Raw genomic sequence first — 23,425 nt, 5'->3', positions numbered from 1 at the left:
CGCGATGCGGGCATTTTTCCAGCGAGTGTCAGTGGTTGCCCTGGTGTTGGCTGCGCTGGCCGTGCTGGGGCTGTTCGGCTGGCAGGCCGTGCTGGATCGCGTGGCGGGCGCCTGGACCCATGCGCCGGAAGACGCGCCCTGGGTTCTGGGCGACTCCGCACAGGCGCTGGTCGATGCGTCGTTCGCGGATGCCGACCCGCGTGGCGTACTCGATGCGCATGTCGATGTGTTGCCGAACGGCCAGCGTCTGGCCCCCGGCGTGGATGCCGGGCACGCGGCCGCGGCCGGTGACCGGCGCGCCACACCACTGGCCTGGATCGCCGAGCGCGTGCGAGATCACGCCGCCGGCATACGCCCGGGCGGGCGGGCCGATGCCGAATATCTGGCCCGCCTGCTGCGACAGATGCGCAGTATGCCGGTCGACTATCGCGCGCGACTGTTCGCCCGCGATGCGGTCTACGACCGTCAGGGTCGACGCGACGACGCCGCCAGCGTCGGCTACGTCGCGAACGCATATGTGGCCTGGCTGGCCGAACAGGCGGACGATCGGCTCGATTTCGTGGTCTCGATCCACCCTGATCGGTCGGACGCGCTCGATGCGTTGACGCGCTGGGCGAAGGCGGGCGCGGCCGGTGTGGTCTGGCAACCGATCGCCCAGCGCTTCGACCCGGCCGGGCCGTCGGCCCAGGCGTTCTACAAGCGGATCGAGGAACTCGGGCTGAGCCTGTATCTACCGCTGGGCGGGGCCCGGGCGGACAACGGCAGCCGCGGCTGGATCGGCGTCGATGCGTTGCGTGCGCCGCTGGCGGCCGGTGTGGATGTCGTTGTCCGGCTGGACGAAGTCGTCGACGACGACGGCCAATCCCTCATGCCGGCATTGTTTTCGCTGCTGCGCGAGCCGGCGCTCGCGGCGCAGCTGCACATCGAGCTGTCAGGCGTGGTTGCCGGCGCCCAGCCCGAGCAGGTGCTCGAGCCCTTGCTCCAGCATCCCCAGTTCTTCAAGCATCTGAGATATGCCAGCGGCTATCCGTCGCCGGCGATCGCCAGTGCGATCGATCTGGCCGGTCTGGCCGATGCCGGTTTTCTCGATCCGGGCCTGATCGAGCCGCTGCGTCAGATCTATGACGTCAACCCGCTGCTGTTCGCCTTCGTGCTCATGCGTCAGATGCATCTGCCGGGCACCACGCTGACGCTGCCGGACGCGGTGTTTTTCACTGCGTCGTCGTGATCCGAATCGGGGCACACGCGCCGCGCGTGCAGTCGTGCACCGGTTCGGCGGTGGGTGCGAGCCCCGCGAACGCCATACGGCGGCCAAAAAAAAGCCGCCCGGAGGCGGCTTTCATGTCGTCAGCGTCTGGGCTTAGAAACGACGCGGGCCACGGGGCCGATCATCACGCGGACGCGCTTCGTTGACGCGCAGCGTGCGACCGCCGAGGTCCTTGTTGTTCATGCCGTCGATGGCCTGCTTGGCGGCGCTGTCGTCGGGCATTTCCACGAAGCCGAAGCCACGCGAACGGCCCGTTTCGCGGTCCATGATCACCTTGGCCGAGGAGACTTCACCGAAGCTCTCGAAAGCGCCGCGGAGTTCGTCGTCGTCGGTGTTCCACGACAGGTTGCCTACGTAAATATTCATCTCAACTGATCCTAGCGATACCGTGCCATTTTTTCTTGAAAACCGTCCGGACTCGTCAATGACACCAAACTAAGACCAACGGAGGACGGCATTGCCGTACCCTTCCGGAGTCTACATAAGTTTGGTCGCCCGGCAAGAGGCTAGTTGAAAAAAAATTCGAAATCGGGTTAAGACTTGCGGCAGTTCGGGTGATTCGGCGCCTGCTGGTATAGCTCGACCGCTTTGGCCATATGGCTTTCCAGGTTGTTGATGCGTGTCTGATCCGACGGGTGGGTAGACATGAATTCGGCCGGTTGCTCACCGCCGGCGGCCGCCATGTTCTGCCAGAGCTGGACCGACTGCCGCGGATCGAAGCCCGCGCGCGCCATCAACTCCAGCCCGATCAGGTCCGCCTCGCTTTCCTGGGTACGCGAAAATGGCAGCAGGATGCCGACCTGGGCGCCCAGGCCCAGCGCCGACATCACGGCCTGGCTGCCGGCGCCGCCACCGCCGCTACCGAGAAAGGCCGACACCACCGACAGCCCGCCCTGGGTGGCGTACTGCTGCGAGATGCGTTCGTTGCCGTGGTGGGCGAGCACGTGGCCCACCTCGTGACCGATCACCGCGGCAAGCTGATCGTCGTTCTTGGCCACATCCAGCAGGCCGGAGTAGACGCCGATCTTGCCGCCGGGCAGGGCGAACGCGTTGACCTGGTCGTCCTTGAACACGGTCACTTCCCATTCGCCGCCGGTCACGCGGGTGATCGCATCGGCGACGCACTTCACATACCGGTTATCGGCGGTGCTGGTATCGATGGGTTCCTGCTGCTTCATCTGCTGATAGCTCTTCACCCCCATCTGGGCGATGGTGTCTTCGGAAAACAGCTGTAGCTGGCTGCGTCCGGTCGGTGAGGTCGCACAAGCGGCCAGCAGCAGGGTGAATACGAGGGCAGCGGTCAGACGGCGCATGGTCGTGTCTCTCTCGTGTGGTTCGGCACCGGCGGTTCCATAGGCCGCCATTTCTGGATCGACCACAGTGTGTCGCGACAACGCTTGCGTGTCGATGAACGACGGGCCGTGGCGGGCTTTGGGTACAATCCCGCCATGGATGATGTATCGACGATTCTCGAAGGCCTGAACGAAGCCCAGCGCGAAGCTGTAGGCGGCCCGCCCGGACACATGCGCGTGCTGGCCGGGGCAGGATCGGGCAAGACACGTGTGCTGATTCACCGCATCGCCTGGCTGATCGGCGTGGAGGGCGTCTCGCCGCAATCGATTCTGGCGGTGACTTTCACCAACAAGGCGGCCGGCGAGATGCGCGCCCGCCTGGAACCGATGCTGCGGGTACCGGCGCGCGCGATGTGGGTGGGTACGTTCCACGGCATCGCGCATCGGCTGTTGCGGCTGCACTACAAGGAAGCGAAACTGCCACAGGCGTTCCAGATCATCGATTCGGATGACCAGTACCGGCTGGTACGGCGTACGCTCAAGAATCTGGAGATGGACGAGCAGCGCTGGCCGCCGCGGCAGATGGCCGGGTTCATCAACAGCTGCAAGGAGGCCGCCGAGCGCCCGCACGATCTGGCCGATACCGGCGATTACGCCCGCGCGCAGATGATCCGTGTCTACGCGGCGTATGAAAGCGCACGCGAAGCCGCCGGCCTGGTGGACTTCGCCGAGCTGCTGCTGCGCGCCTACGAGACCTGTCGCGACAACGCCGATCTGCTGGCGCATTATCGTCGGCGTTTTTCCCATCTGCTGGTCGACGAGTTCCAGGACACCAACGCGCTGCAGTACGGCTGGATCCGCCTGCTGGCCGGTCCGCAGGGCAAGGTCTTCATCGTCGGCGACGACGATCAGTCGATCTATTCCTGGCGCGGCGCGCGGGTCGACAATATCCTGCGCTTCGAGGACGACTTCAAGGATGCGGCCACCGTTCGCCTCGAGCAGAACTACCGTTCCACGGGCACGATTCTGGCCGCGGCCAACGGCCTGATCGGCCACAACCTCTCAAGGCTCGGCAAGGAGCTGTGGACCGCCGGGGCCGACGGCGAGCCGATCGAGGTCTACGGCGCGTTCAATGAATACGACGAGGCCCAGCACGTGGTCAACCGTATCCAGAGCTGGATCGCCGACGGCGGAGCGCGCTCGGATATCGCCATTCTCTATCGTTCCAACGCCCAGTCGCGCGTGCTCGAAGAGCGCCTGATCGCCGCGGAGATCTCCTACCGTATCTATGGCGGACAGAAGTTCTTCGAACGCGCCGAGATCAAGGACGCGCTGGCTTACCTGCGCCTGTTGCAGTCGCGGGCTGACGACGCGGCCTTCGAGCGGATCGTCAATACGCCCACCCGCGGCATCGGCGCGACGACGGTCGACAAGATCCGCGGCCATGCCCGGGCCGGGGCGATGAGCCTGTGGCAGGCGGCCTTCGATCTGGCGGAGAACGGGCTGGCCGCGCGCGCGGCCAAGATGGTGATGGCCTTCATTGAACAGATCGACACGCTGGATGCGGCGATCGAGGACATGAGCCTCCACGAAGCTGCCGACCACGTCATCGCAGCGACCGGGCTCAAGGCTTACCACGGCAAGGGCGGCGACGAGAAGGCCGAAGGCCGCAAGGAAAACCTCGATGAGCTGGTCTCGGCCGCGCGCGCCTATACGCCGGACGACGACGAGACCATGGACGAGATCACCCAGTTCCTGGCCTATGCCTCGCTGGAGGCCGGCGAGAATCAGGCCGGTGAATGGGACGACTCGGTACAGCTGATGACGCTGCATTCGGCCAAGGGGCTGGAGTTCCCGCTGGTCTTCATGGTGGGGCTGGAGGAAGGGCTGTTCCCGCATCAGCGCTCGGTCGAGGACGATGCCGGCCTGGAGGAGGAACGCCGGCTGTGCTATGTCGGCATGACACGCGCGATGGAAAAGCTGCATATCTCGCATGCCGAGGTGCGGCGTCTGCACGGCACGGAGAATCTGTGCGCGCCGTCGCGGTTTCTGCGCGAGATACCGGCCGATTATCTGCGCGAGATCCGGCCCCAGGCCGGCATCAGCCAGCCGGTGTTCCGGCCCGGGGCGCTGGGCCGGGCCGAGCAGAGCGCGGCCGGGCTGAGCCTGGGCCAGCGGGTGGGCCACCGCAAGTTCGGCGAGGGCACGGTGCTTGCGTTCGAAGGCGACGGCGCGCGTGCCCGTATCCAGGTGAATTTCGATGACGTCGGCAGCAAGTGGCTGATCGCCGGCTACGCCAAGCTCGAGCCGATCTGAAACGCGCCGGCGGCTGCGTCTCGGCCCGCCAACGCTTATAGTCGGGTCATTCGATAATCCGGGTGACGCCCATCGGCCGGCGTGATCCGCCAGGGGGAGGCAGGCATGGGGGCATGCAGCCGAATCGCCGCTGCGATGATCGCGGTAAGCTCGATGACGCCGGCGGCCGGTGCGCCGCCTGATGCAGCGGGCGCGCCGCCGCGACCGTTTGCCCTGTTCGATCAGTCGCCGACGGCGGGCATCCACGGTCTACCGCGCGCCGACAGCTACGCGGTGGCCGAGCCCGGCCGGTGGCATGCCGGGCTGGCGCTCGACTACACCAGTCACTACACCACCCAGCAGGCCGCCGGGGAACAGCTGGTGTTCGACGGCGAAACCACACGTGCTGCGCTGGTGTTTAGCCGCGGCTTTGGCGATCACTGGCAGGCAAGCATCGAGATTCCCTTCGTCGACCACAGCGGGGGGTTCGCCGACGGATTCATCGACGATTTCCACGATACCTTCGGTTTTGGCGACGGCGGCCGTTCACGCGCGCCCCGCGATCAGCAGGCCTTCCGTTATCGTCGCGACGGGCGGCTCGCCCTCGATGTCCACGATTCGCCCTCGGGGCTCGGGGACGTGCGGCTCGGGTTGAAAAAACGGCTCGCCGATATCGGCGACTGGAGCACGGCCGTGGCTGGGCAGCTCGAACTGCCCAGCGGTGACGCCGGCCGGCTCACCGGCAGCGGAGCGACCGACGTGGCCGTGTGGGCGAGCATCGGCAACAACGTCAGCGGCCTGTCCGACTGGCGTCTGGCCGCCGGAGCCGGTGCTTTGTACAGCGGCGCCGGCGACGTGCTCGCCGACCAACGGGTACAGACGGTCGGCTTTGGGTGGGCTACGATCGGGTATGCCCTGACCCGGGACTTCGTGGTCCAGGTCCAGGCCAACACGCACAGCGCGTTCTACGACGATACACGTCTGGAGGCGCTGGAGGGGATTGCCGTTCAGGGGGCGCTTGGCTTCGATTGGCAGGTGACCGAGCGTTCCGGCGTGACTCTGGCCATCATCGAGGATCTGAACGTCGGGGCCTCTCCCGATGTGAGTTTCGCGCTCGGGCTGCGGCATGGGTTCTAGCGCCGCCGTGGCGATACGCGCGGCCAATGGCCCGCAATGGATCGACAGCACCGGCCTGGATGAATGTTCACCCCAACGGCCGGAAGCGCATGCCGGTTCCGTTTCATTCTTGTTGGTGATGCGCGGACCTTGCAGACCGCCCACTCGACAGAGCCCGTATCGCAACGCGATCGGCTCGGTTCACGACCAGGGAGTAAAGCCATGACCCATTCGACGCGGATCGGCCAGCGCATCCGATGGCTGCTGGTGCTGTCGCTGTTGTTGTATTCGGTGGCGGCGCTTGCCCAGACCGGGGCGGACGCGGACCATGCAGGCATGCCGGCCAGCGAGGTGGGCGCGAAGCTGACTGTGGGGACCAAGGCAGCGCCGCCGTTCGTGATCGACACCGATGGCCGTTATTCGGGGATCAGCATCGCGCTGTGGCAGGCGGTTGCAGAGCGTATCGGCGTGACCTTCGATTATGCACCGACCACGTTGCCGGGCCTGTTCAGCGGGCTCGAAGACGGCCAGCTGGATGTCTCGGTGGCTGCCCTCACGGTGACCGCGCCGCGCGAGGCGCGGATCGATTTCACCTATCCGTTCTATTCCACCGGACTGGCGATCGCGGTACCGGCCGGCGGCAGCCGGGTATGGTCGACGGTCGAGCGGTTCTTTTCTTGGCAGTTCTTGAGCGCGCTGGGCGCACTGGCCGTGGTGCTGATGCTTGTCGGGGTGCTGGTGTGGCTGTTCGAGCGCCGCGCCAACGCCGAGGAGTTCGGGGGTGGTCCGGCGAGCGGTCTGGCCAGCGGCTTCTGGTGGGCCGCCGTGACCATGACCACGGTCGGCTATGGAGACAAGTCGCCCCGCACGCTCGGCGGGCGAGTGGTCGGCCTGGTGTGGATGTTTGCCGCGATCATCATCATCTCCAGCTTCACCGCGGCGATCGCTACCTCGCTGACGGTCGGTCAGTTGTCCTCCGGTATCCGCGGTGTGGAAGACCTGCCCGGCGCTCGGGTGGCCACCATCAGCGGCTCGGCCGCGGCCGACGCGCTGACCGATCGCGGCATTGCCTACCAGGCCCGTGACGAACTCGACCAGGCGCTCGAGGATCTCGCGGCCCGGCGTGTGGATGCGGTGGTCTTCGATGCCCCGCTGTTACGCTATGAGGTGCTCGAACGCTATGCCGGCAAGCTGGATGTCGTGGAAGGGGTGTTCGATCGCCAGGACTATGCGTTTGCCCTGCCCCAGGGCAGTGACCTGCGCGAGCCGATCAATCGAGCCATTCTCGAGTATCTCGGCGATGACGACTGGTCGGCGCTGCTCACCCGATATCTGGGCGCCAAGCACTAGGCGATCGCTCGCCCTGGTACGCGGCGGCGCCGGCGTGTGTTCCGGCGCCGGCGCGGATCCCGTGCGGGCGGCGCGCAGCCCGTCTTGTACGGATTGGAGCACGGGCCACGCGGCGTCGCTCGTATACCGGGGGCGGGCCGGGGCGTTAGTTTTTCGCGCGCATGACCAGCGTATCGATCCGGTTTTCACGCAGTCGGCCAAGGGTGTCGTTGAGCTTGCTGCTGGAAGTGATCGTCTGGCTCTGTACCCGGTAGACCGTCTTGCCCGAGGCCAGGTCCACGTCCACGATCTGCGCGGGTACGCCCAGCAGCGCCAGTTCGGCCTTGCGACGGTCGGCGTCGGCAAACGTGGAGAACGAGCCGGCCTGGATGATGTAGTTGCCGGGTTCATCGACCTTGGGTGTGGTCGGTTGCGGACGACTGGGCTTGGGCGGCGGCTCGCCTGCGGGCGTGCTGTGATGCGTATTCGATGACGTCTGTTGCTTGTCCGGGTATTCCTCTTCCGGGATCACCACCTCGTAGTTGGGCAGCATCTTGTAGAACGAAAACCGCGGCTCCTCTTCCTTCTGAACCGGGGCAGCTTCCGTCTCGGCGTTGTCGTCGGCCATCGAAGCGCGCTGCTCGTCGGTGACATTCTCCGGCGCGGTGATCGCGATCTGCTCGCGCATGGGCGTACCGGCCGGTCGTGCGAACACGTAGAACCCGGCGGCCACGGTCAGTCCAATACACAGGCCGCATACCAGCCATACCCAGCCCGGCGGGCCCGAGCCGGCCGGGCGTTTCTTCGACGCGGGCCGGGCAGCGGCCTTTCGCTGCGGCGTCTTGCGCCGACTCTTTCCGGCCGGTGCGTTGCGGCGCGAGGAATAATCGCGGGACATCTAAAACCCTTCTGCTGCTCAAGTGGCCGGCCCGTGACAGCGCCGGGGTGGCCGAACCGCGAAGACTACATCGTCTCCGGTGCGCTCACGCCCAGCAGGCTGAGACCGTTGGCCAGAATGTGCCGTGTCGCGCTCACCAGTGCCAGACGCGCGTTGCGCAGCGAGGTCTGTTCGACGAGAAACGGCTGCGCGTTGTAGTAGCTGTGAAATGCATCGGCGACTTCGCGCAGGTAGTGCGGAATCGCCTGAACCGCGTTGTCGGCGGCAGCCGCAGCCACCACCTCCGGGTAACGGGAGAGCGTGCGGATCAGCGCGGTTTCGTGTTCCGCGTCGAGACCGCTCATATCCGCGGCGGCGCGATCGAACGTCCAGCCGCGTTCGGCGGCCTGGCGCAGCACGCTGGAAATCCGTGCATGGGCGTACTGGATATAGTAGACCGGGTTCTCTTCGGTCTGGCTGCGAGCCAGGTCGATATCGAACGTCTGCTGGGAATCCGGCTTGCGGGCGACCAGGAAATACCGCGTGGCGTCGCGGCCGACTTCGTCGATGAGCTCCCGCAGGGTCACGTACGAACCGGCCCGTTTGGACAGCTTGACCTCTTCGCCGCCGCGCATGACGGTGACCATCTGGTGGAGGACGTAGTCGGGCCAGCCCTCGGGTATGCCGATATCCAGCGCCTGCAGACCCGCGCGCACACGTGCGATGGTGCCGTGATGGTCGGCGCCCTGTTCATTGATCGCACGGGTGAAGCCACGCTCCCATTTGGCGCGGTGATAGGCGACGTCCGGCACGAAATAGGTATAGCCGCCGGCGGCCTTGCGCATCACCCGGTCCTTGTCGTCGCCGTAGGCGGTGGTCCGCAGCCAGAGCGCATCCTCGGCTTCGTAGGTGTGCCCGGCGCGCACCAGCGCATCGACCGTGGCCTCGACCCGGCCGTCGGCATACAGCGACGACTCCAGCGAGTAGACATCGAAATGCACGCCGAAGGCGCGCAGATCGGCGTCCTGTTCACGCCGCAGATAGGCGACCGCGAATTCGCGGATGGCTTGCAGATCGTCGGGGTCGGCGCGCGCGGTGACTTCGCGGTCGTCGGCCGTGACCGTTTCACCGGCCATGTAGGCCGCGGCGACATCGGCCAGATATTCGCCCCGGTAGCCCGCCTCCGGCCACTGCGTATCGGCCGGTGTCAGCCCGCGACAACGAGCCTGTGTCGAATGCGCCAGGTTGTCGATCTGCACGCCCGCATCGTTGTAATAGAACTCGCGGGTGACCTCCCAGCCCGTCGCCTCATAGAGCCGGGCCAGACAGTCGCCGACCGCTGCCCCGCGTCCGTGACCGACGTGCAGCGGGCCGGTCGGATTGGCCGAGACGAATTCGATCAGCACCCGACGGGATTGTCCGGCATCCGAGCGACCATAGGCTGCGCCGTGATCGAGGATCTCGTCGATGGCCCCGCGAAAGGCCGCCGGGGTGAGAAAGAAGTTCAGAAAACCCGGGCCGGCAATCTCGATCCGCGCGATCCGTTCGTCGGCGGGCACCGCATCGACGATAGCCTGCGCGATCTCACGCGGATTGCGGCGCAGCGTCTTGGTGAGCGTCATCGCGATATTGCTGGCGAAATCGCCGTGAGCCGGGTCGCGGGTGCGCTCGACGTGCGGTGCGTCGGGGGTATCCAGATCGGGCCAGGCGGTTGCGACGGCCTGGGCCAGCAATTCTTGGCAGAGACGTTTCACGGTGGCAAGGGCTCGCGGGCTCGGATGACCGCGCAGTCTAACGCGCGTCGGTGCGAGCGGCTACGGTGGCCTCGACCAGACAGAAGGCTCGATGCGCGGCCGGCGGTGCCCGATCGGCGCCGTCGAGGCGGACGTCGTCCACTTGTGTCGCGTGTTCGAAACCGCAGTCGCCAAGGATGGACAATGCCTCGGGCACATCGACAAACAGCTGACCGGCCAGATCGCGGCCACTGATGCCTCTCAGGCCGGCAAGCATCAGCTGCGCGCCAGTGCCGAATGCCGCCAGCCGCGCAGCCGGATGAATATCCATGAGCAGACGCCCGCCGCCGAGCCGGCCCAGCAGGGTGGCGATGCGGGACAGCGCCCGCTGTTTCTCGGATGGGTCGAGATAATCGATCACGCCCTCCAGCAGCACGCAGGTGGCGCCGAGCGGATCGGGAGGGCTCAACTCGGCGCCGATCGCAGGGCCGAGCAGGTCGGCGCTGCGCAGATCGTAGTTGGCCGGCAGCGACAGTCCGTGTAGGCGGGTGCGTCGCGCGTCGGTCATGTGCGGCAGGTCATAGTCGACCCAGCGACACGTCGGATGAGTACGCGCATGGGCCAGGCCGCGCCCTGACAGCCCGGCGCCGATCTCGATCGCCAGATGCGGACGGTACTTCATGACCCAGTCGGAAAACCAGCGGTGACGCCAGTACAGCGAGCGGGCGAACGCGCCCGCCGGCGGTGAGATCGGCGCGATGGCGCGACAGCCGAACCGGAGCAGGCCGAACAGCAGCCGCCCACGTCGGCTATCGAAACGGCCGGATTCGGCAAACCCGTAGCGGGCCCAGGCACTGGCCGTGACATAGCCGGTAAGGCCGACGCGCGGATTGCCGACCGTGCCGTTATTATCATCGTTGGATGTCATGGTCGTCGATCATGCCCGAGTCGTCGTCCGGGTCAAGCTCGGCTCAGAGCAGATCCTGCGGGTCCACGTCGATCGACCAGCGCACCTGTCTGGCCTGGGGCAGATCCGCGAGCGTGGTTTGCCAATGGTCCAGTGCCGGATGCAGCGCGGCTCGGTCGGTGGCGTGCAGCAGCAGATGGGCCCGGAAACGCCCAGCTCGGCGTTGCATCGGTGCCGGGACCGGGCCCCAGCATGCCGGATCGCCGCCGGCATCGATGAGCGCCGCAGCGGCGTGCAGGAATTCGAGGGGCGCGGCCTCGCGCGTGGCCTCGGCCCGCAGCAGCGCGAGATGCCCGTACGGTGGCAACGCCGCCTCGCGGCGTTCGGCCAGCGCGGCATCGGCAAAGGCGCGATAGCCACCGGCCAGCAGCTTCTGCAACAGGGGATGATCGGGATGGCGTGTCTGCAGCCAGACTTCGCCGCGCAGATCGGCCCGGCCCGCCCGGCCGGCGACCTGGGTTACCAGTTGGGCCATGTGTTCGGCGGCGCGAAAGTCCGCCGAGAACAGGCCGCCGTCCACGTCCAGCACGCCGACACAGGTCAGACGGGCGAAATCGTGGCCCTTGGCCAGCATCTGGGTACCGACCAGCAGCTGGGTGCGGCCGCTGGCAACATCGGCCAGCTGGGCTTCCAGCCGGCCCTTGCGGGCCATGCTGTCGCGGTCGAAGCGGGCGATGGCGACGTCGGGAAAGCGACTGCGCAGGGCGCCGGCGACCCGTTCCGTACCGGCTCCGAGCGCGATCAGCTGATCGCTGCTGCAACTCGGACAACGTCGAGGCGCCGGCTCGGCCGCGCCGCAGTGGTGGCACTGGAGACGGCTCATGCCTCCATGCAGCGTCAGCGGCGCGTCGCAGCGCGTGCAGGGCGCGATCCAGCCGCAGTCGTGGCAGGCAAGCGCCGGTGCGTAGCCGCGACGATTGATGAAGATCATCACCTGGTTGCCGGCGGCGAGCTGGGTCTCGATCCGGGCGAGCAGCGGATCGGACAGGCCACCGAGCAATGGTCGCGATCGGATATCGATGACCTCGATCGGCGGCAGCCGGGCACCGGTCGCCCGTTGATCCAGGCGCAAGTGACCGTAGCGCCTGTGCTCAGCGTTATACAGAGTTTCAAGGGCCGGTGTCGCGCTGCCGAGCACGATGGGGATGGCCGCCCGCTGGGCCCGCCGGAGTGCGACGTCGCGGGCGTGGTAGCGGAAACCGTCCTGCTGCTTGTAGGAGCCGTCGTGTTCTTCGTCGACCACGATCAGCCCGAGCCTTGGCATCGGGGTGAACACGGCCGAGCGGGTACCGATCACGATATCGGCTTCGCCGGCACGGGCCGCGCGCCAGACATCACCGCGCTCGCCTTCGCTGCGCTGAGAGTGGAGTACGCCGATACGAGCGGCAAAACGCTGTTGAACGCGCTCGATGAGCTGCGGTGTCAGGCCGATTTCGGGAGCCAGGAACAGAACCTGGCCGCCGGCAGCCAGGATGTCGGCCATGCGACGGAAATAGAGCTCGGTCTTGCCGCTGCCGGTCACGCCTTCGATGAGCGTGGGGGCGAAGCCGGGCTCGACGGCGCGCAACGCGGCCACCGCGACGGCCTGATCGTCGGTCAGCTGCGGGGCGCTACCCATCCTTCCCTGAATCAGCCCGCCGGGCCGTTCGACCGGCTCGATCAGACCGCGCTCGACCAGCGCTCGCAGTGTGGCCGCTGCGTTGGTGAATCGTTCTTTCAGCTGGCTATGGTCGACCGGGGCCTGAGCACTGGCCAGCCATTCGAATATTTCGCGTTGGCGTGGCGCGCGTGCCAGACGCGCCGCGAGGTCCGTCGGGTGTTCGTCGTGGGCGATCCGCCAGGCGCGGTATCGGCTAGGCGTCTGGTCGTTGCGGGCCCGGCGCAGGACCACCGGCAGGGCGGTGTTGAGCGCCTCACCGAGCGGATGATGATAATAACGTGCAGCCCAATGCAGCAGTCGTAGCTGATCGGCGTCGAATACCGGCGTGTCGTCCAACAACGTCTCGGCCGACTTCAGCCGGTCGACGTCCAGCTCGCTGTCGACATCGGCAGCGACCACGATGCCGACGAGCTTTCGTCGGCCGAAGCGCACCAGTACTCGATGACCGACCGGGTCGGGCGGGGTGTCGGACGGTGCGAGATAGTCGAATCCGCCGTGCAGCGGCACAGGCACTGCCACCCTCAGGACGCGTTGTCCGGCGAGCGGTTTCATTCGCGGCGTACAGCCTGTGGATAAATCAGTGGATTATTTTGCAGGGCTGCGTTCATAGACTGGGGCTAAAAAAATCAGGATTTCCGTTACATCTATAAATAATTTTTAATATTAGTGGGTTATGAGCACCCTGTACGGCAGCGAGCGAACGGTGGCCGTAAAAAAGCCGCGGCGGCGCGGCGAACCGTTTGTGGATAAACAGTGATTTCCGCGTGGATAGACTATCGAGATACCTGTCAACTAGCCGTTGGTCCTGTGGCCAAGCCAGCGACGGGCGCGCCGCTGTCCGAGCCGCATTCTATCTGGCAGGCGTTCACCTGAGGCGGCCGCGATCGGCAATGCGGAGCAGTTCGTCGAGAATCTGTAGGGTCAGGCCCCAGATCACCCGCCGATGGTCGCATGGGTGACAGGGCATGGGCAGTGCGACCGGGCCGATGCGCCAGCTCAGCGTCCCCCGCCGGCCGGGTTCATCGAGATCGGCCAGGGCCACCCAGCACGTGTCGGCGATCTCGTGATTGAGATACAGACAGGTTTCGTTGTCGTATCGATAGACGAACGGCGACAGGACCAGCGCGCCGCGCCGGCGATGATCCAGTGTGAGGCGGTCGGACAGACGGCCGACCCCGTGGGTCGAGTCAAGTGCCAGTCCGATCTCCTCGGCAGTCTCGCGCCGGGCGGCCGTCGAGCCGCTGGCCCGGTCGGCGCGCTCCAGGCGGCCGCCGGGCAGCGCCATGTGCCCCGACCAGGGGTCCCCGGCGCGCTGCGCTCGTTCGATCAGCAGAACTTCGCCGCCCTGGCGGGTCTCTCGCAGGATCACGGCCACCGCTGCGCGCTGCAGGTGGCGGCGCAGCGGCTGCCGGCGTGGTCGGTGGCGGGCCAGGGCGGTGATCAGCGGTGACAGTTCGTGCATGCGGGGCGTGTTCCGGGTGACAGACAGAAAAAAGCCGCCCGAAGGCGGCTTTTTTCGAACCGTATCGAACGGGGCCTAGAGCTGCTTGAGCCCGTTGGCCAGATCGGTACAGACCTGCTTGGCGTCGCCGAAGATCATCCGGGTATTGTCGCCGAAGAACAGCGCGTTCTGGACACCCGAGAAACCGGTGCCCTTGCCGCGCTTGATCACATAGACCTCACGCGCCTTGTCCACGTCCAGGATCGGCATGCCGTAGATCGGACTGGACTCATCGGTACGAGCCGCCGGGTTGACCACGTCGTTGGCACCGATCACCAGGGCCGCATCGGCATTGGGGAATTCGGCGTTGATTTCCTCCAGGTCGAAGATCATGTCGTAGGGCACCCCGGCCTCGGCCAGCAGCACGTTCATGTGTCCGGGCATGCGACCGGCCACCGGATGGATGGCGAACTTCACGTCGACATCGTGTTCCTTGGACAGCATCTGCACGAATTCCCACAGCTTGTGCTGGGCCTGCGCGACGGCCAGGCCGTAGCCGGGCACGATGATGAGCGAATCGGCATAGGCGAACGAGGCCGCCGCGTCGAACGCCTCGGTGGACTTCATCTCGCCTTCCGGGCCTTCCGCGGACGCGCCGTCGTCGACGCCGAAGCCGGCGAACAGCACGTTCGAGATCGACCGGTTCATGGCGTTGGCCATCAGAATGGTCAGCAGCGAACCGGCTGCGCCGACCACGGTGCCGGCAATGATCATGGCCGGGTTGCCGAGCACGAAGCCTTCGAAGGCCACGGCCAGGCCGGTCAGCGCGTTGTACAGCGAGATCACCACCGGCATGTCGGCGCCGCCGATGGGGTTGGTCAGGAACACGCCGAAGACCAGGCAGACCAGGAAGAACAGCGTCACCAGCACCGGTGCGCCGTCGCTCGACGCGCAGATCGCGATGCCGAGAATGACGGCCAGCAGCGCGATGCCGCCGTTGATGATGTGCTGGCCGGGCAGACGGATCGTTTTGTTCATCTTGCCTTCGAGCTTGGCCCAGGCAATCAGTGAACCGGAGAACGATACGCCACCGATCAATGCGCCGATGACCGCGAGAATCAGCACCGTGGTGCCATGTTCGAAGGCGGCATGGGAGTAGAGCTCGACCAGCGCAATCGCGGCGGCCGCACCGCCGCCCATGCCGTTATACAGCGCGACCATCTGCGGCATGCCGGTCATCTGGACCTTCTTGCCGGTATACCACGCCCCCGCGCCACCAATGCCGATGGCCAGCAGGATCAGCACGTAGCGGAAGAAGCCGGCGTCCATGTCCGGATGCCACAGGGTGACCACGGTGGCCAGCACCATGCCCACGCCAGCCCATTTGATGCCGGCCTTGGCGGTCTTGGGCGAGCCCATCCGCTTGAGGCCGATGATGAACAACACGGCTGCAATGAAGTAGCTCGCGTCGACGGTGAATTCCCAGAAACTCATAGTCGGTAACCTTTTCGTGTGCGCTTTTTATATGGAATCGGTACAGACGCGAGATCAGTCCTTGGAGGACTTGAACATCTCGAGCATGCGTTCGGTCACCACGTAACCGCCGACGGCATTGCCGGCGGCGAGGATCACGCCGATGAAGCCGATCAGCGTCTCCCAGAAGCCGTCGGCATGACCGAGGGCGACCATGGCGCCGACCAGCACGATCCCGTGCACGAAGTTGGAACCCGACATGAGCGGGGTATGCAGAATGGCCGGAACCCGGCCGATGATCTCGTAGCCGGTGAAGGCAGCGAGCATGAAGATATAGAGTGCGACAAAACCTGTAATCACAGCGTGTCTCCCTGAATGTGTATGGCCGTCGACAAAAAAAGCGGGCCGATCAGCCCGCCTCGGCCAGCGCCTTCTTGGCGGCCTCGTTGACGATCTGGCCGTCGTGCGTGAGCGCCGACTTGGCCAGGATCTCGTCGTCCCAGTTGATTTCCAGCTTGTATGTCTTGTCCGCCGGCTTGGCGTCGTCCTGGCCTTCTTCGGGCACCACGATCAGCTGCAGGAAGTTGAACAGGTTCTGGGCGTACATCTCGCTGGAGTGCTCGGCCAGCAGGGCCGGCACGTTGGACGGCCCGTAGATCGTTACGCTGCCGTGAGTAACGGTCTCGTCCGGACGGGTCAGCTCACAATTGCCGCCGCCAGAGGCGCCCAGATCGATGAGCACCGAGCCCGGTTTCATGGCTTCGACCATGGCCTGGGAGATGATCTTCGGCGCCGGCCGTCCGGGTACCGCGGCGGTGGTGATGACCGCGTCCGCATCGGCCATGTTCTTTTCCAGCATCTGCTGCTGCTTGGCCTTTTCGTCCTCGTTGAGCTCACGCGCGTAGCCGCCCTCGGCCTCGGCTTTCACGCCTTCGGCCATGAGGAAATCGGCACCGAGCGATTCGACCTGCTCCTTGGTGTCGGTCCGTACGTCGTAGGCGAATACCTTGGCGCCCAGGCGCTTGGCCGTCGCGATCGCCTGCAGACCGGCCACGCCCGCCCCGATGACCAGCACCTTGGCCGGACGAATGGTGCCGGCCGCGGTGGTCAGCATCGGCAGGAAGCGTTCCAGCGAATTGGCAGCCATCAGGGCGGCCTTGTAGCCGGCCGCAGAGGCCTGCGAGGACAGCGCGTCCATGGACTGGGCGCGGGTGATGCGCGGGACCAGCTCCATGGCGAAACAGGTCACCGAGCCGCTGTTCAGCGCCTCGACGACCTCGCGGTTGTTGTGTGCCTGGACGAAGCTGATCAGCACCGATCCCTTCTTCATCTTGGCGATCTGTTTCGGATCGGGTGCATTGACAGCCAGCACCACGTCGGCGCCGAAGATGTCGGCAGCACGACCCGAGAGCTTGACGGGCTCGTTGTAGGCCTCATCCGGAATACGGCTGCCTTCGCCGGCGCCCTTGGCCACCAGAAGCTCGACGTTCAGCTTGGTCAGCTTGTCGGCCACCTTCGGCACCATGGCGACACGCGTCTCGCCGCTGGCCGTCTCCTTCGGGACTGCGATTTTTACGCTCATGTCTTCCCTTGTTTGTTGCGATGAATACCCGGCGCGGCATGCGCACGTTCGTGCGAGCGTGCATTTCCCCCAGGGCCGCCGGTCCGGGTCAACCCGAAAATGAGTCTAACCGAAACCCCGAGGCTTTCGTAGCTTGGAGGCGACGCGCCGATCAGCTGCCGGGCGGGGCGATCGCGGTCTCGATATAGGTATCGGGAATGGTGAAACGCGAATCCGGCAGCTGCTTGTGATCGACGCTGATCAGCTGACGCTGCTCGCCGGTGTTGGTATCGGTAAAGCGTACGGGCATGCCCGACAGGCTCAGGTAGGGCAGGCCCGCCGCCTGGAAACCGGTACCGGCCAGCATCGTCTGCATGAGTTCAAACATGGATTGCACGCTGTCGAAGCCGGCCCCGGATATGCCCAGGGACTCCGCGCTGGCCACACACAGGCTCTCGGCCGGCCGGCCGTCGCGGACCACTTGGACCACGTTGCAGGCCACGCCGGCGATCGTGTCGGTACGGCCCGTCTTGTCCAGGCCGACCCGGTGCTCGCTGGAGTCCAGTGCCGGCATCGACTGCAGCAGCGCGGCTCGCGCGGTGGCCTGCTGGCTTTCCGGCAGCTGGCGAACCTTGGCGTCGACTCGCGAACGCAGGGCATCGACCTGAGCTCGTATATTGCGGGCGGTGCTCTTGTCGAGCCGTGTATAGCTCTGGTCGGTCGGATCGACCGAAAAGATCGCCTGTTGGCTTTCGTCGTAGAGCTGCCACTGACGGCTGGCATCATCGATACGCACTTCGCCCGGCCGGATATCGACCGTGAAGCGGCCCTGAGCGCCCTGGTAGACCAGCGTGGTGTCGTCGCCGGCGGCCAGGGCCGGACTCGCGGCCACGGTCAGCGTGATCAGGCCGCCGAGCAGCGCGGCGGCAGACAGAAGCAGTCGATTCATGGTGGGCTCGATTCCTGTTGCGATCCGTTGTGGACAGGGTCGCGATCGGCGGACCGATCGGCACTCCGTGGTGCAGTACACTAGGGCCTGTCAGATCATTATGCACGTGCGCGGACTCGATGCGTGGCGTGCCGGCCCCGCTGCGAGGAGACAGGTTTGGCCCGCCAGACGAGCAAAGACCAACGCCAGCGTGCGCACCGATCGCTGCGCGGCAATGGGCTCCAACGACGTGCAGCGGGCGCCGACACGGTGAGACGGAGATAGGCACATGCTGCTCATCGATGCCAGTGTCTATATCTTCCGGGCCTATCATGCCCTGCCCTCGAGCATCACCGGAGACGACGGCCGGCCGGTCAACGCCATTCACGGCTATGCAACCTTTCTGGTTCAGCTGCTCGCCGGTGCCGAGGACGACCGCGTCGCCGCGGCTTTCGACGAATCGCTGGTCAGCTCGTTCCGCAATGAGCTGTATGCCGACTACAAGGCCACGCGAGAGCTGCCGCCGGCGGATCTCGAAGCCCAGATCGCCGGCTGTCGTGCCCTGACCGAGGCACTTGGCGTGGCGACCCTGTCGAGCCCGGTCTATGAAGCCGACGATCTGATCGGCACGCTGGCCGTCGACGCCGACGAGCCGGTGACCATCGTTACCTCGGACAAGGATCTGGCGCAGCTGCTTGGCGAGGGCGATACGCTCTGGGACTATGCACGCGAGATCCGGTACGACGCCGCCGCGATCCGTGCCCGGTTCGGCGTCGGCCCGCGGGCGATTCCGGATTATCTGGCGCTGGTGGGCGATACCGTGGACAACATCCCCGGCGTGCCGGGCATCGGCGCCAAGACGGCGGCGGCGTTGCTCGGCTGCTTCGAGGATCTCGAAGCCATGCTGGTCGATATCGACGCGGTCGCCGAGAGCGGTGTGCGTGGTGCACGTTCGCTGGCCGGCCGGCTCGAGACCCATGCCGATCAGGCGCGCTTGTCGCGGCGGCTGGCCACGATCGTGACCGATATCGATCTGTCGGCGGCCGAACGCCGGATCGAGCGCCGGCCGGTCGACGCCGAACAGCTGCGCGCGGTGTGCGACCGTCTTGGCCTGGGCCAGGGACTGCGCCGCAAACTGGGGCTCGACGAGGCGTCCGAGTGATCGACTGGCCCGCGATCGATGCCGGCATCGGCCGGGCGATTGGCGGCCATTTCGCCAGTACCACGCGTGTCCGGCTGGCCGGCGGGTCGATCAATCTGGCGTATCGCCTGGAAGGGGCCAGTCACCGCGGGCCGGCCCGCTATTTCGTCAAGCTCAATCGCGCGCACCGCGCCGAGATGTTCAGTGCCGAGGCCGCCGGGCTGGATGAACTGGCCCAGGCCGTGGGCCTGCGCGTGCCGCGGCCGGTCGCCCGCGGGCAGGCCTCGGCGCATGCGTATCTGGTGCTCGAGCATATCGATCTGCAGCCGCTGTCGCCGCTGGCGATGACCCGTCTCGGCGAGGCGCTGGCGGATATGCACGGCGTGATCTCGACCCACTACGGCTGGCACCGCGATAACGTCATCGGCGCATCACCGCAGCCGAACGCGCCGCATCCGCGCTGGACGGAATTCTGGCGTGAGAACCGGCTGGCGGCGATGCTCGACGCATTGGCGCCGGCGCATCCGAAGCTGGCCCGCGAAGGCGATGTGCTGCTGGGCATGCTCGACCGGTTGCTGGCCGGCCACATACCCGAGGCCTCATTGGTGCACGGCGATCTGTGGGGCGGCAATGCCGGTATGGATACCGACGGCCACCCGGTCGTGTTCGACCCGGCGGTCTATTACGGCGATCGCGAGACCGATCTGGCCATGGCCGAGCTGTTCGGCGGTTTTTCGCCGCTGTTCTTCGAAGCGTACTGGGGCGCCTGGCCCATGACCGCGGGCTATCGCCATGTCCGGCGGCCGCTCTACCAGCTCTATCACCTGCTTAATCACGCGCGTCTGTTCGGCGGGCACTACGTGGCCGAAAGCCGGCGTGTGATCGCGGAGCTGCGCGCGCTCGGCTGAACGCCGTACAGGGCGGCGCGTACAATACGGCGCTGTTGCTCCGATTCACTGCCGACGATCGCCTCGCCATGTCCGATATTCCGGTTCTCGATACCCGCCCGCCGGCCGGCCTGACGCCGGGCTCGGTGTCGGCCAACAAGCTGGCCAAACGTCTCAAGCGCCTGACCGGTCAGGCCGTGACCGATTACGGCATGATCGGCGAGGGCGATCGGATCATGGTGTGTCTGTCCGGAGGCAAGGACAGTTACACGCTGCTTGACATGCTGGTGTATCTGCAGCGTGTGGCGCCGGTCCGTTTTTCATTGACGGCCGTGAACCTCGACCAGAAGCAGCCCGGCTTTCCGGCGTTCGTGCTGCCGGAATATCTCGCTGCCCGAGGCGTGGACTACCACATCATCGAGCGCGACACCTACAGCGTGGTCACGGACAAGGTCGCCGAGGGCAAGACCATGTGCGGGCTGTGTTCGCGCCTGCGTCGCGGCATTCTCTATCAGTATGCGAAAGACCACGGGTACAACCGGATCGCCCTGGGGCATCACCGCGACGATATCGTGGAGACGTTGTTTTTGAACATGTTTCATGGCGGTCGCATGGCCGCCATGCCGCCGAAGCTCAAGAGCGACGACGGCGAGAACGTGGTGATCCGCCCGCTGGCCTATTGCAGTGAGCGCGATATCGACAAGTTCGCTCGGCTGAACGAGTATCCGATCATTCCCTGCAATCTGTGTGGCTCGCAGGCCAACCTGGAACGCCAGAACATCAAGACGATGCTCGCCGAATGGGAGGCCGCCGACCCCGGTCGAAGCGAACGCATCTTCCGTTCGATGACCCGTATCGCGCCGTCCCAGATGGCCGACCGCGACCTGTTCGACTTCGCCGGTCTATAGGACGACGACAAGGCCGGACGGGGAACGGCGACAAACGTTCGTGGTCCAACCCACGGTACGACTTGAAAGCGGGCCCAGGGCAGGCCCGGAGGCGGTTTCACGACCGTTGGCTTGCCCCGCTCCGGCGAGCCTCCACGTGCAAAAGCGCGTGTGGCGCTTTCTTGAAAACGATTCTTATCTGCCGCATACTCAATGCGTCAGTGAACAGTTGTGCACTGCAACGAATTCCCCGGATTTTTTAGATTGAGGGCGCTACGCCAATGACCGCAGAAAGGAAGTATCCATCCAATCCCGAAATGGAAGACCGTTTCGACTGGGTCGAATTCATCCCCTTTGCGCTGCTTCATGTGGCGTTGATCGGGATCTGGTGGACAGGCTTTACGGCCACCTCGATCGCCCTGTGTGTCGGTCTGTACGTGTTCCGCGTTTTCGGCATCACCGCAGGCTATCACCGCTATTTCTCGCACCGCGGTTACAAGACCAGCCGCGCGTTCCAGTTCGTGCTGGCCTTTCTCGGGGCGACCGCGTTTCAGAAGGGCCCGCTCTGGTGGGCGGCCAAGCATCGCGAGCACCATCGCGACGCCGACATGCCGGCGGATTCGCACTCGCCGCGTCAGTACGGCGTGTTCGATGCGCATGTGGGCTGGGTCTATCGTGAAGCACGCGCCAATCCGGACATGGATCTGATCAAGGATTTCTCCAAGTACCCGGAAATTCGCTGGATCGAGCGGCATCAGTACATCCCGGGCATCATCGTGGGCGTGTTGTGCTTCGCGATAGGCGGCTGGGCCGGCCTGTTCTCGGGATTTCTGCTGTCGACCGTTCTGGTGTATCACGCCACGTTCACGGTCAACTCGCTCAACCACATGATCGGCAAGCAGCGTTATCTGACCGGTGACGACTCGCGCAACAACTGGTTCCTGGCCATCCTCACGATGGGCGAGGGCTGGCACAACAACCACCATTATTACCCGTCGACCGCGCGCAACGGCTTCTTCTGGTGGGAGTTCGATACGACCTACTACATGCTGCTGGGGCTCAAGAAGCTGGGCCTGGTCTGGGACCTGCGCCAGCCGCCGAAGACGATCCTGGCCAACGAGAAGGCGCCGACGCAGAAGATCATCGACAAGTGCGCGACCTATATTGCCGATGGTTTCTCGCCCGACCGTATCAGCGCGAACATCCGCCAGCGGTGGGAAGGCAGCCACATCCTGGACGATCTGCGTGGCCATGCGCGAACCAAGTGGAGCGCGGCCGAAGCTTATCTGGCCGAGATCGAACTGCCGGAGTTCCCGAGCGCCGAGGAGCTCAAGGCGCGGGCGCACAAGCAGTTCAAGATCCGCCACGAAGGCCTGGACCGTGCGATCGAGCGGGCGCATGAAATGCTGCACAAGGCGGTATCGCATCGCCTGATCGAGCAGGCCCGCTCGGAGCCGGTGCGCGCCTGAGCCGTACGCCTGCGCTGATCGTTGTCTGCGCCTGAGCGGACAACGTCGCCACTCGAGCCCGTCGCGTCAGCCGCGACGGGCTTTTTTGTGGGCTCGAGCGGACCACCTGCGGCCGAGTGATTCTCCCGTCGCACCGATGCCTGTCGGTGACAGTACGGCGTCGATATGCGCGCCGGTGACCGGGCTAGTCGAGTTTGTCGCGAGCCTCGGCCTGTTCCTCGTCGGCGGGCGCATCCTCGGCTTCATCGGCGTCCAGGGCGCCGCCACAGAACTTGCAGTAGTGGGCGTCGATCTCGTGGCCGCTGCGTTCGCAGTGCGGACACTGGCGCCGCTGCCGCTCGCTGGCGATCTCGTTGGTGAGCTCGGCGGTGATGATGCCGCCGGTCACTGCCAGCAGCGCATAGCCGAGCATGATCGCGATACCGGCCAGCGCCTGGCCCAGCGGGGTGCCGGGCGCGATATCGCCGTAGCCCACCGTGGTGATGGTCACCACCGCCCAGTACATGCTGCGCGGGATGCTGGTGAAACCGTGAACCGGGCCTTCGACGACATACATCAGCGCGCCCAGCACCACCGTGATGAGAGCCAGTACGCCGAGAAAGATCTGGATCTTGCGCTGGGCATGGCGCAGCGATCGAGTCAGCACGTTGGCATCGTTGGCATAGCGCACGAGCTTGAGTACGCGGAATATGCGCATCACTCGCAGCGCACGGATGGCGACCAGATAATGCGCCGAGGGCAGCATCAGCGCGAGGTACAGCGGCAGAACCGACAGCAGATCGACGATGCCGTAGAAGCTGCGGATATAAGCCCAGCGGCGTCGGGCGGCGTAGATACGCACGAGGTACTCGATGCTGAACGCCACCGTGAAGCCCCATTCCAGCGCATGCAGGAGCGTGCCGACGCGGGCCTCGATGGCCGCGACCGAGATCAGCATCAGGTTGGCTACGCTGGCCACGATGAACACCAGCAGCACGATATCGAAGCCGCGTCCGGCCGGTGTATCGGTACCGAAGATGATTTCGCGCAGGCGTATGCGCAGGCTGTGTTCGTCGTCGGTCATGGCGGGCCGGGTGGTAGCGACGTGCCGGCCGCCGAACCG

General features: G+C 65.6%; 20 protein-coding genes. 8 read left to right on the top strand and 12 right to left on the bottom strand.

All coding sequences use genetic code 11. From position 1 onward, the window contains the following. The first annotated feature begins 4 nt into the window (after positions 1 to 4). Positions 5 to 1,228: an amidohydrolase family protein gene (locus T31B1_RS01370; protein WP_353247663.1), complete on the top strand. Its 1,224-nt coding sequence runs from the start codon at positions 5 to 7 to the stop codon at positions 1,226 to 1,228. Between the two features lie 132 nt (positions 1,229 to 1,360). On the opposite strand, the gene rbp is transcribed toward T31B1_RS01370, so the two are convergent. Then, entirely contained in the window at positions 1,361 to 1,633 is a 273-nt protein-coding gene (gene rbp / locus T31B1_RS01365; protein WP_353247662.1) for an RNA-binding regulator, read from the bottom strand. Positions 1,634 to 1,800: 167 nt separating this feature from the next. Continuing rightward, on the bottom strand, positions 1,801 to 2,580 hold the full coding sequence (locus T31B1_RS01360; protein ID WP_353247661.1) for a M48 family metallopeptidase: 780 nt from the start codon (positions 2,578 to 2,580) through the stop codon (positions 1,801 to 1,803). 135 nt (positions 2,581 to 2,715) lie between these two features. Between T31B1_RS01360 and uvrD the strand changes: the two genes are divergently transcribed. The 3 genes from uvrD (at position 2,716) to T31B1_RS01345 (ending at position 7,320) form a co-directional block, all read left to right on the top strand. Further along, the gene (gene uvrD / locus T31B1_RS01355; RefSeq protein WP_353247660.1) at positions 2,716 to 4,875 is read left to right on the top strand and encodes a DNA helicase II; all 2,160 of its coding nucleotides are present in this window, start codon (positions 2,716 to 2,718) and stop codon (positions 4,873 to 4,875) included. 105 nt (positions 4,876 to 4,980) lie between these two features. Further along, a complete protein-coding gene (locus tag T31B1_RS01350) occupies positions 4,981 to 5,991 on the top strand; it encodes a DUF3187 family protein (protein ID WP_353247659.1) in 1,011 nt (336 codons plus the stop codon). Between the two features lie 201 nt (positions 5,992 to 6,192). Continuing rightward, positions 6,193 to 7,320, top strand: coding sequence for a transporter substrate-binding domain-containing protein (locus T31B1_RS01345; protein ID WP_353247658.1), 1,128 nt, complete (start codon positions 6,193 to 6,195; stop codon positions 7,318 to 7,320). Positions 7,321 to 7,465: 145 nt separating this feature from the next. Here T31B1_RS01345 and T31B1_RS01340 read toward each other — a convergent pair whose 3' ends face one another. The 9 genes from T31B1_RS01340 to T31B1_RS01300 form a co-directional block, all read right to left on the bottom strand. Next, a complete protein-coding gene (locus T31B1_RS01340) occupies positions 7,466 to 8,197 on the bottom strand; it encodes an SPOR domain-containing protein (RefSeq protein WP_353247657.1) in 732 nt (243 codons plus the stop codon). Positions 8,198 to 8,262: 65 nt separating this feature from the next. Continuing rightward, positions 8,263 to 9,930 (bottom strand): arginine--tRNA ligase, encoded by a 1,668-nt coding sequence (gene argS, locus T31B1_RS01335; protein ID WP_502950904.1) that lies wholly within the window; start codon positions 9,928 to 9,930, stop codon positions 8,263 to 8,265. Positions 9,931 to 9,967: 37 nt separating this feature from the next. Beyond that, positions 9,968 to 10,837 carry a class I SAM-dependent methyltransferase gene (locus tag T31B1_RS01330; RefSeq protein ID WP_353247656.1) on the bottom strand — a complete coding sequence of 290 codons (870 nt, stop codon included), beginning with the start codon at positions 10,835 to 10,837 and terminating at the stop codon, positions 9,968 to 9,970. Between the two features lie 43 nt (positions 10,838 to 10,880). Further along, the gene (locus T31B1_RS01325; RefSeq protein ID WP_353247655.1) at positions 10,881 to 13,088 is read right to left on the bottom strand and encodes a primosomal protein N'; all 2,208 of its coding nucleotides are present in this window, start codon (positions 13,086 to 13,088) and stop codon (positions 10,881 to 10,883) included. Positions 13,089 to 13,401: 313 nt separating this feature from the next. Continuing rightward, positions 13,402 to 13,998: an NUDIX hydrolase gene (locus tag T31B1_RS01320; protein ID WP_353247654.1), complete on the bottom strand. Its 597-nt coding sequence runs from the start codon at positions 13,996 to 13,998 to the stop codon at positions 13,402 to 13,404. A gap of 75 nt (positions 13,999 to 14,073) precedes the next feature. Beyond that, the gene (locus T31B1_RS01315) at positions 14,074 to 15,471 is read right to left on the bottom strand and encodes an NAD(P)(+) transhydrogenase (Re/Si-specific) subunit beta (RefSeq protein WP_353247653.1); all 1,398 of its coding nucleotides are present in this window, start codon (positions 15,469 to 15,471) and stop codon (positions 14,074 to 14,076) included. Between the two features lie 54 nt (positions 15,472 to 15,525). Beyond that, a complete protein-coding gene (locus T31B1_RS01310) occupies positions 15,526 to 15,810 on the bottom strand; it encodes an NAD(P) transhydrogenase subunit alpha part 2 (protein ID WP_006914082.1) in 285 nt (94 codons plus the stop codon). A 49-nt stretch (positions 15,811 to 15,859) separates the two neighbouring features. Next, on the bottom strand, positions 15,860 to 17,032 hold the full coding sequence (locus T31B1_RS01305) for an NAD(P) transhydrogenase subunit alpha (RefSeq protein WP_353247652.1): 1,173 nt from the start codon (positions 17,030 to 17,032) through the stop codon (positions 15,860 to 15,862). Between the two features lie 151 nt (positions 17,033 to 17,183). Then, on the bottom strand, positions 17,184 to 17,960 hold the full coding sequence (locus T31B1_RS01300) for a DUF4412 domain-containing protein (RefSeq protein ID WP_353247651.1): 777 nt from the start codon (positions 17,958 to 17,960) through the stop codon (positions 17,184 to 17,186). A 268-nt stretch (positions 17,961 to 18,228) separates the two neighbouring features. Here T31B1_RS01300 and T31B1_RS01295 point away from each other — a divergent pair, with 268 nt between their 5' ends. The 4 genes from T31B1_RS01295 to T31B1_RS01280 all read left to right on the top strand — a co-directional run bounded on the left by T31B1_RS01295 (position 18,229) and on the right by T31B1_RS01280 (position 22,323). Then, positions 18,229 to 19,101, top strand: a complete 873-nt coding sequence (locus T31B1_RS01295) for a 5'-3' exonuclease (RefSeq protein ID WP_353247650.1) — start codon at positions 18,229 to 18,231, stop codon at positions 19,099 to 19,101. Next, complete coding sequence (locus tag T31B1_RS01290) at positions 19,098 to 19,988, top strand: fructosamine kinase family protein (protein WP_353247649.1); 891 nt, start codon at positions 19,098 to 19,100, stop codon at positions 19,986 to 19,988. Before T31B1_RS01295 ends, T31B1_RS01290 begins: the two co-directional genes overlap by 4 nt. Positions 19,989 to 20,056: 68 nt before the next feature. Continuing rightward, the gene (gene ttcA / locus T31B1_RS01285; protein ID WP_502950903.1) at positions 20,057 to 20,875 is read left to right on the top strand and encodes a tRNA 2-thiocytidine(32) synthetase TtcA; all 819 of its coding nucleotides are present in this window, start codon (positions 20,057 to 20,059) and stop codon (positions 20,873 to 20,875) included. A 260-nt stretch (positions 20,876 to 21,135) separates the two neighbouring features. After that, positions 21,136 to 22,323: an acyl-CoA desaturase gene (locus tag T31B1_RS01280; protein WP_353247648.1), complete on the top strand. Its 1,188-nt coding sequence runs from the start codon at positions 21,136 to 21,138 to the stop codon at positions 22,321 to 22,323. 184 nt (positions 22,324 to 22,507) lie between these two features. On the opposite strand, the gene T31B1_RS01275 is transcribed toward T31B1_RS01280, so the two are convergent. Next, positions 22,508 to 23,386: an ion transporter gene (locus tag T31B1_RS01275; RefSeq protein WP_353247647.1), complete on the bottom strand. Its 879-nt coding sequence runs from the start codon at positions 23,384 to 23,386 to the stop codon at positions 22,508 to 22,510. Positions 23,387 to 23,425: the final 39 nt, after the last annotated feature.

It is taken from the genome of Salinisphaera sp. T31B1 (assembly GCF_040361275.1).
Classification (GTDB): Bacteria; Pseudomonadota; Gammaproteobacteria; order Nevskiales; family Salinisphaeraceae; genus Salinisphaera.
The sequence above is the reverse complement of the archived record's forward strand: the minus strand, read 5'-3'. Positions and strand labels throughout refer to the sequence as shown.

What these genes read in the sequence shown, in the direction of transcription:
- rbp (WP_353247662.1), bottom strand. Translation starts at nt 1,633, where the DNA reads ATGAATATTTACGTAGGCAACCTGTCGTGGAACACCGACGACGACGAA.
- T31B1_RS01305 (WP_353247652.1), bottom strand. Translation starts at nt 17,032, where the DNA reads ATGAGCGTAAAAATCGCAGTCCCGAAGGAGACGGCCAGCGGCGAGACG.
- T31B1_RS01325 (WP_353247655.1), bottom strand. Translation starts at nt 13,088, where the DNA reads ATGAAACCGCTCGCCGGACAACGCGTCCTGAGGGTGGCAGTGCCTGTG.
- T31B1_RS01275 (WP_353247647.1), bottom strand. Translation starts at nt 23,386, where the DNA reads ATGACCGACGACGAACACAGCCTGCGCATACGCCTGCGCGAAATCATC.
- T31B1_RS01360 (WP_353247661.1), bottom strand. Translation starts at nt 2,580, where the DNA reads ATGCGCCGTCTGACCGCTGCCCTCGTATTCACCCTGCTGCTGGCCGCT.
- T31B1_RS01340 (WP_353247657.1), bottom strand. Translation starts at nt 8,197, where the DNA reads ATGTCCCGCGATTATTCCTCGCGCCGCAACGCACCGGCCGGAAAGAGT.
- T31B1_RS01345 (WP_353247658.1), top strand. Translation starts at nt 6,193, where the DNA reads ATGACCCATTCGACGCGGATCGGCCAGCGCATCCGATGGCTGCTGGTG.
- T31B1_RS01300 (WP_353247651.1), bottom strand. Translation starts at nt 17,960, where the DNA reads ATGAATCGACTGCTTCTGTCTGCCGCCGCGCTGCTCGGCGGCCTGATC.
- T31B1_RS01320 (WP_353247654.1), bottom strand. Translation starts at nt 13,998, where the DNA reads ATGCACGAACTGTCACCGCTGATCACCGCCCTGGCCCGCCACCGACCA.
- T31B1_RS01330 (WP_353247656.1), bottom strand. Translation starts at nt 10,837, where the DNA reads ATGACATCCAACGATGATAATAACGGCACGGTCGGCAATCCGCGCGTC.
- T31B1_RS01295 (WP_353247650.1), top strand. Translation starts at nt 18,229, where the DNA reads ATGCTGCTCATCGATGCCAGTGTCTATATCTTCCGGGCCTATCATGCC.
- T31B1_RS01350 (WP_353247659.1), top strand. Translation starts at nt 4,981, where the DNA reads ATGGGGGCATGCAGCCGAATCGCCGCTGCGATGATCGCGGTAAGCTCG.
- ttcA (WP_502950903.1), top strand. Translation starts at nt 20,057, where the DNA reads ATGTCCGATATTCCGGTTCTCGATACCCGCCCGCCGGCCGGCCTGACG.
- T31B1_RS01280 (WP_353247648.1), top strand. Translation starts at nt 21,136, where the DNA reads ATGACCGCAGAAAGGAAGTATCCATCCAATCCCGAAATGGAAGACCGT.
- T31B1_RS01370 (WP_353247663.1), top strand. Translation starts at nt 5, where the DNA reads ATGCGGGCATTTTTCCAGCGAGTGTCAGTGGTTGCCCTGGTGTTGGCT.
- uvrD (WP_353247660.1), top strand. Translation starts at nt 2,716, where the DNA reads ATGGATGATGTATCGACGATTCTCGAAGGCCTGAACGAAGCCCAGCGC.
- T31B1_RS01315 (WP_353247653.1), bottom strand. Translation starts at nt 15,471, where the DNA reads ATGAGTTTCTGGGAATTCACCGTCGACGCGAGCTACTTCATTGCAGCC.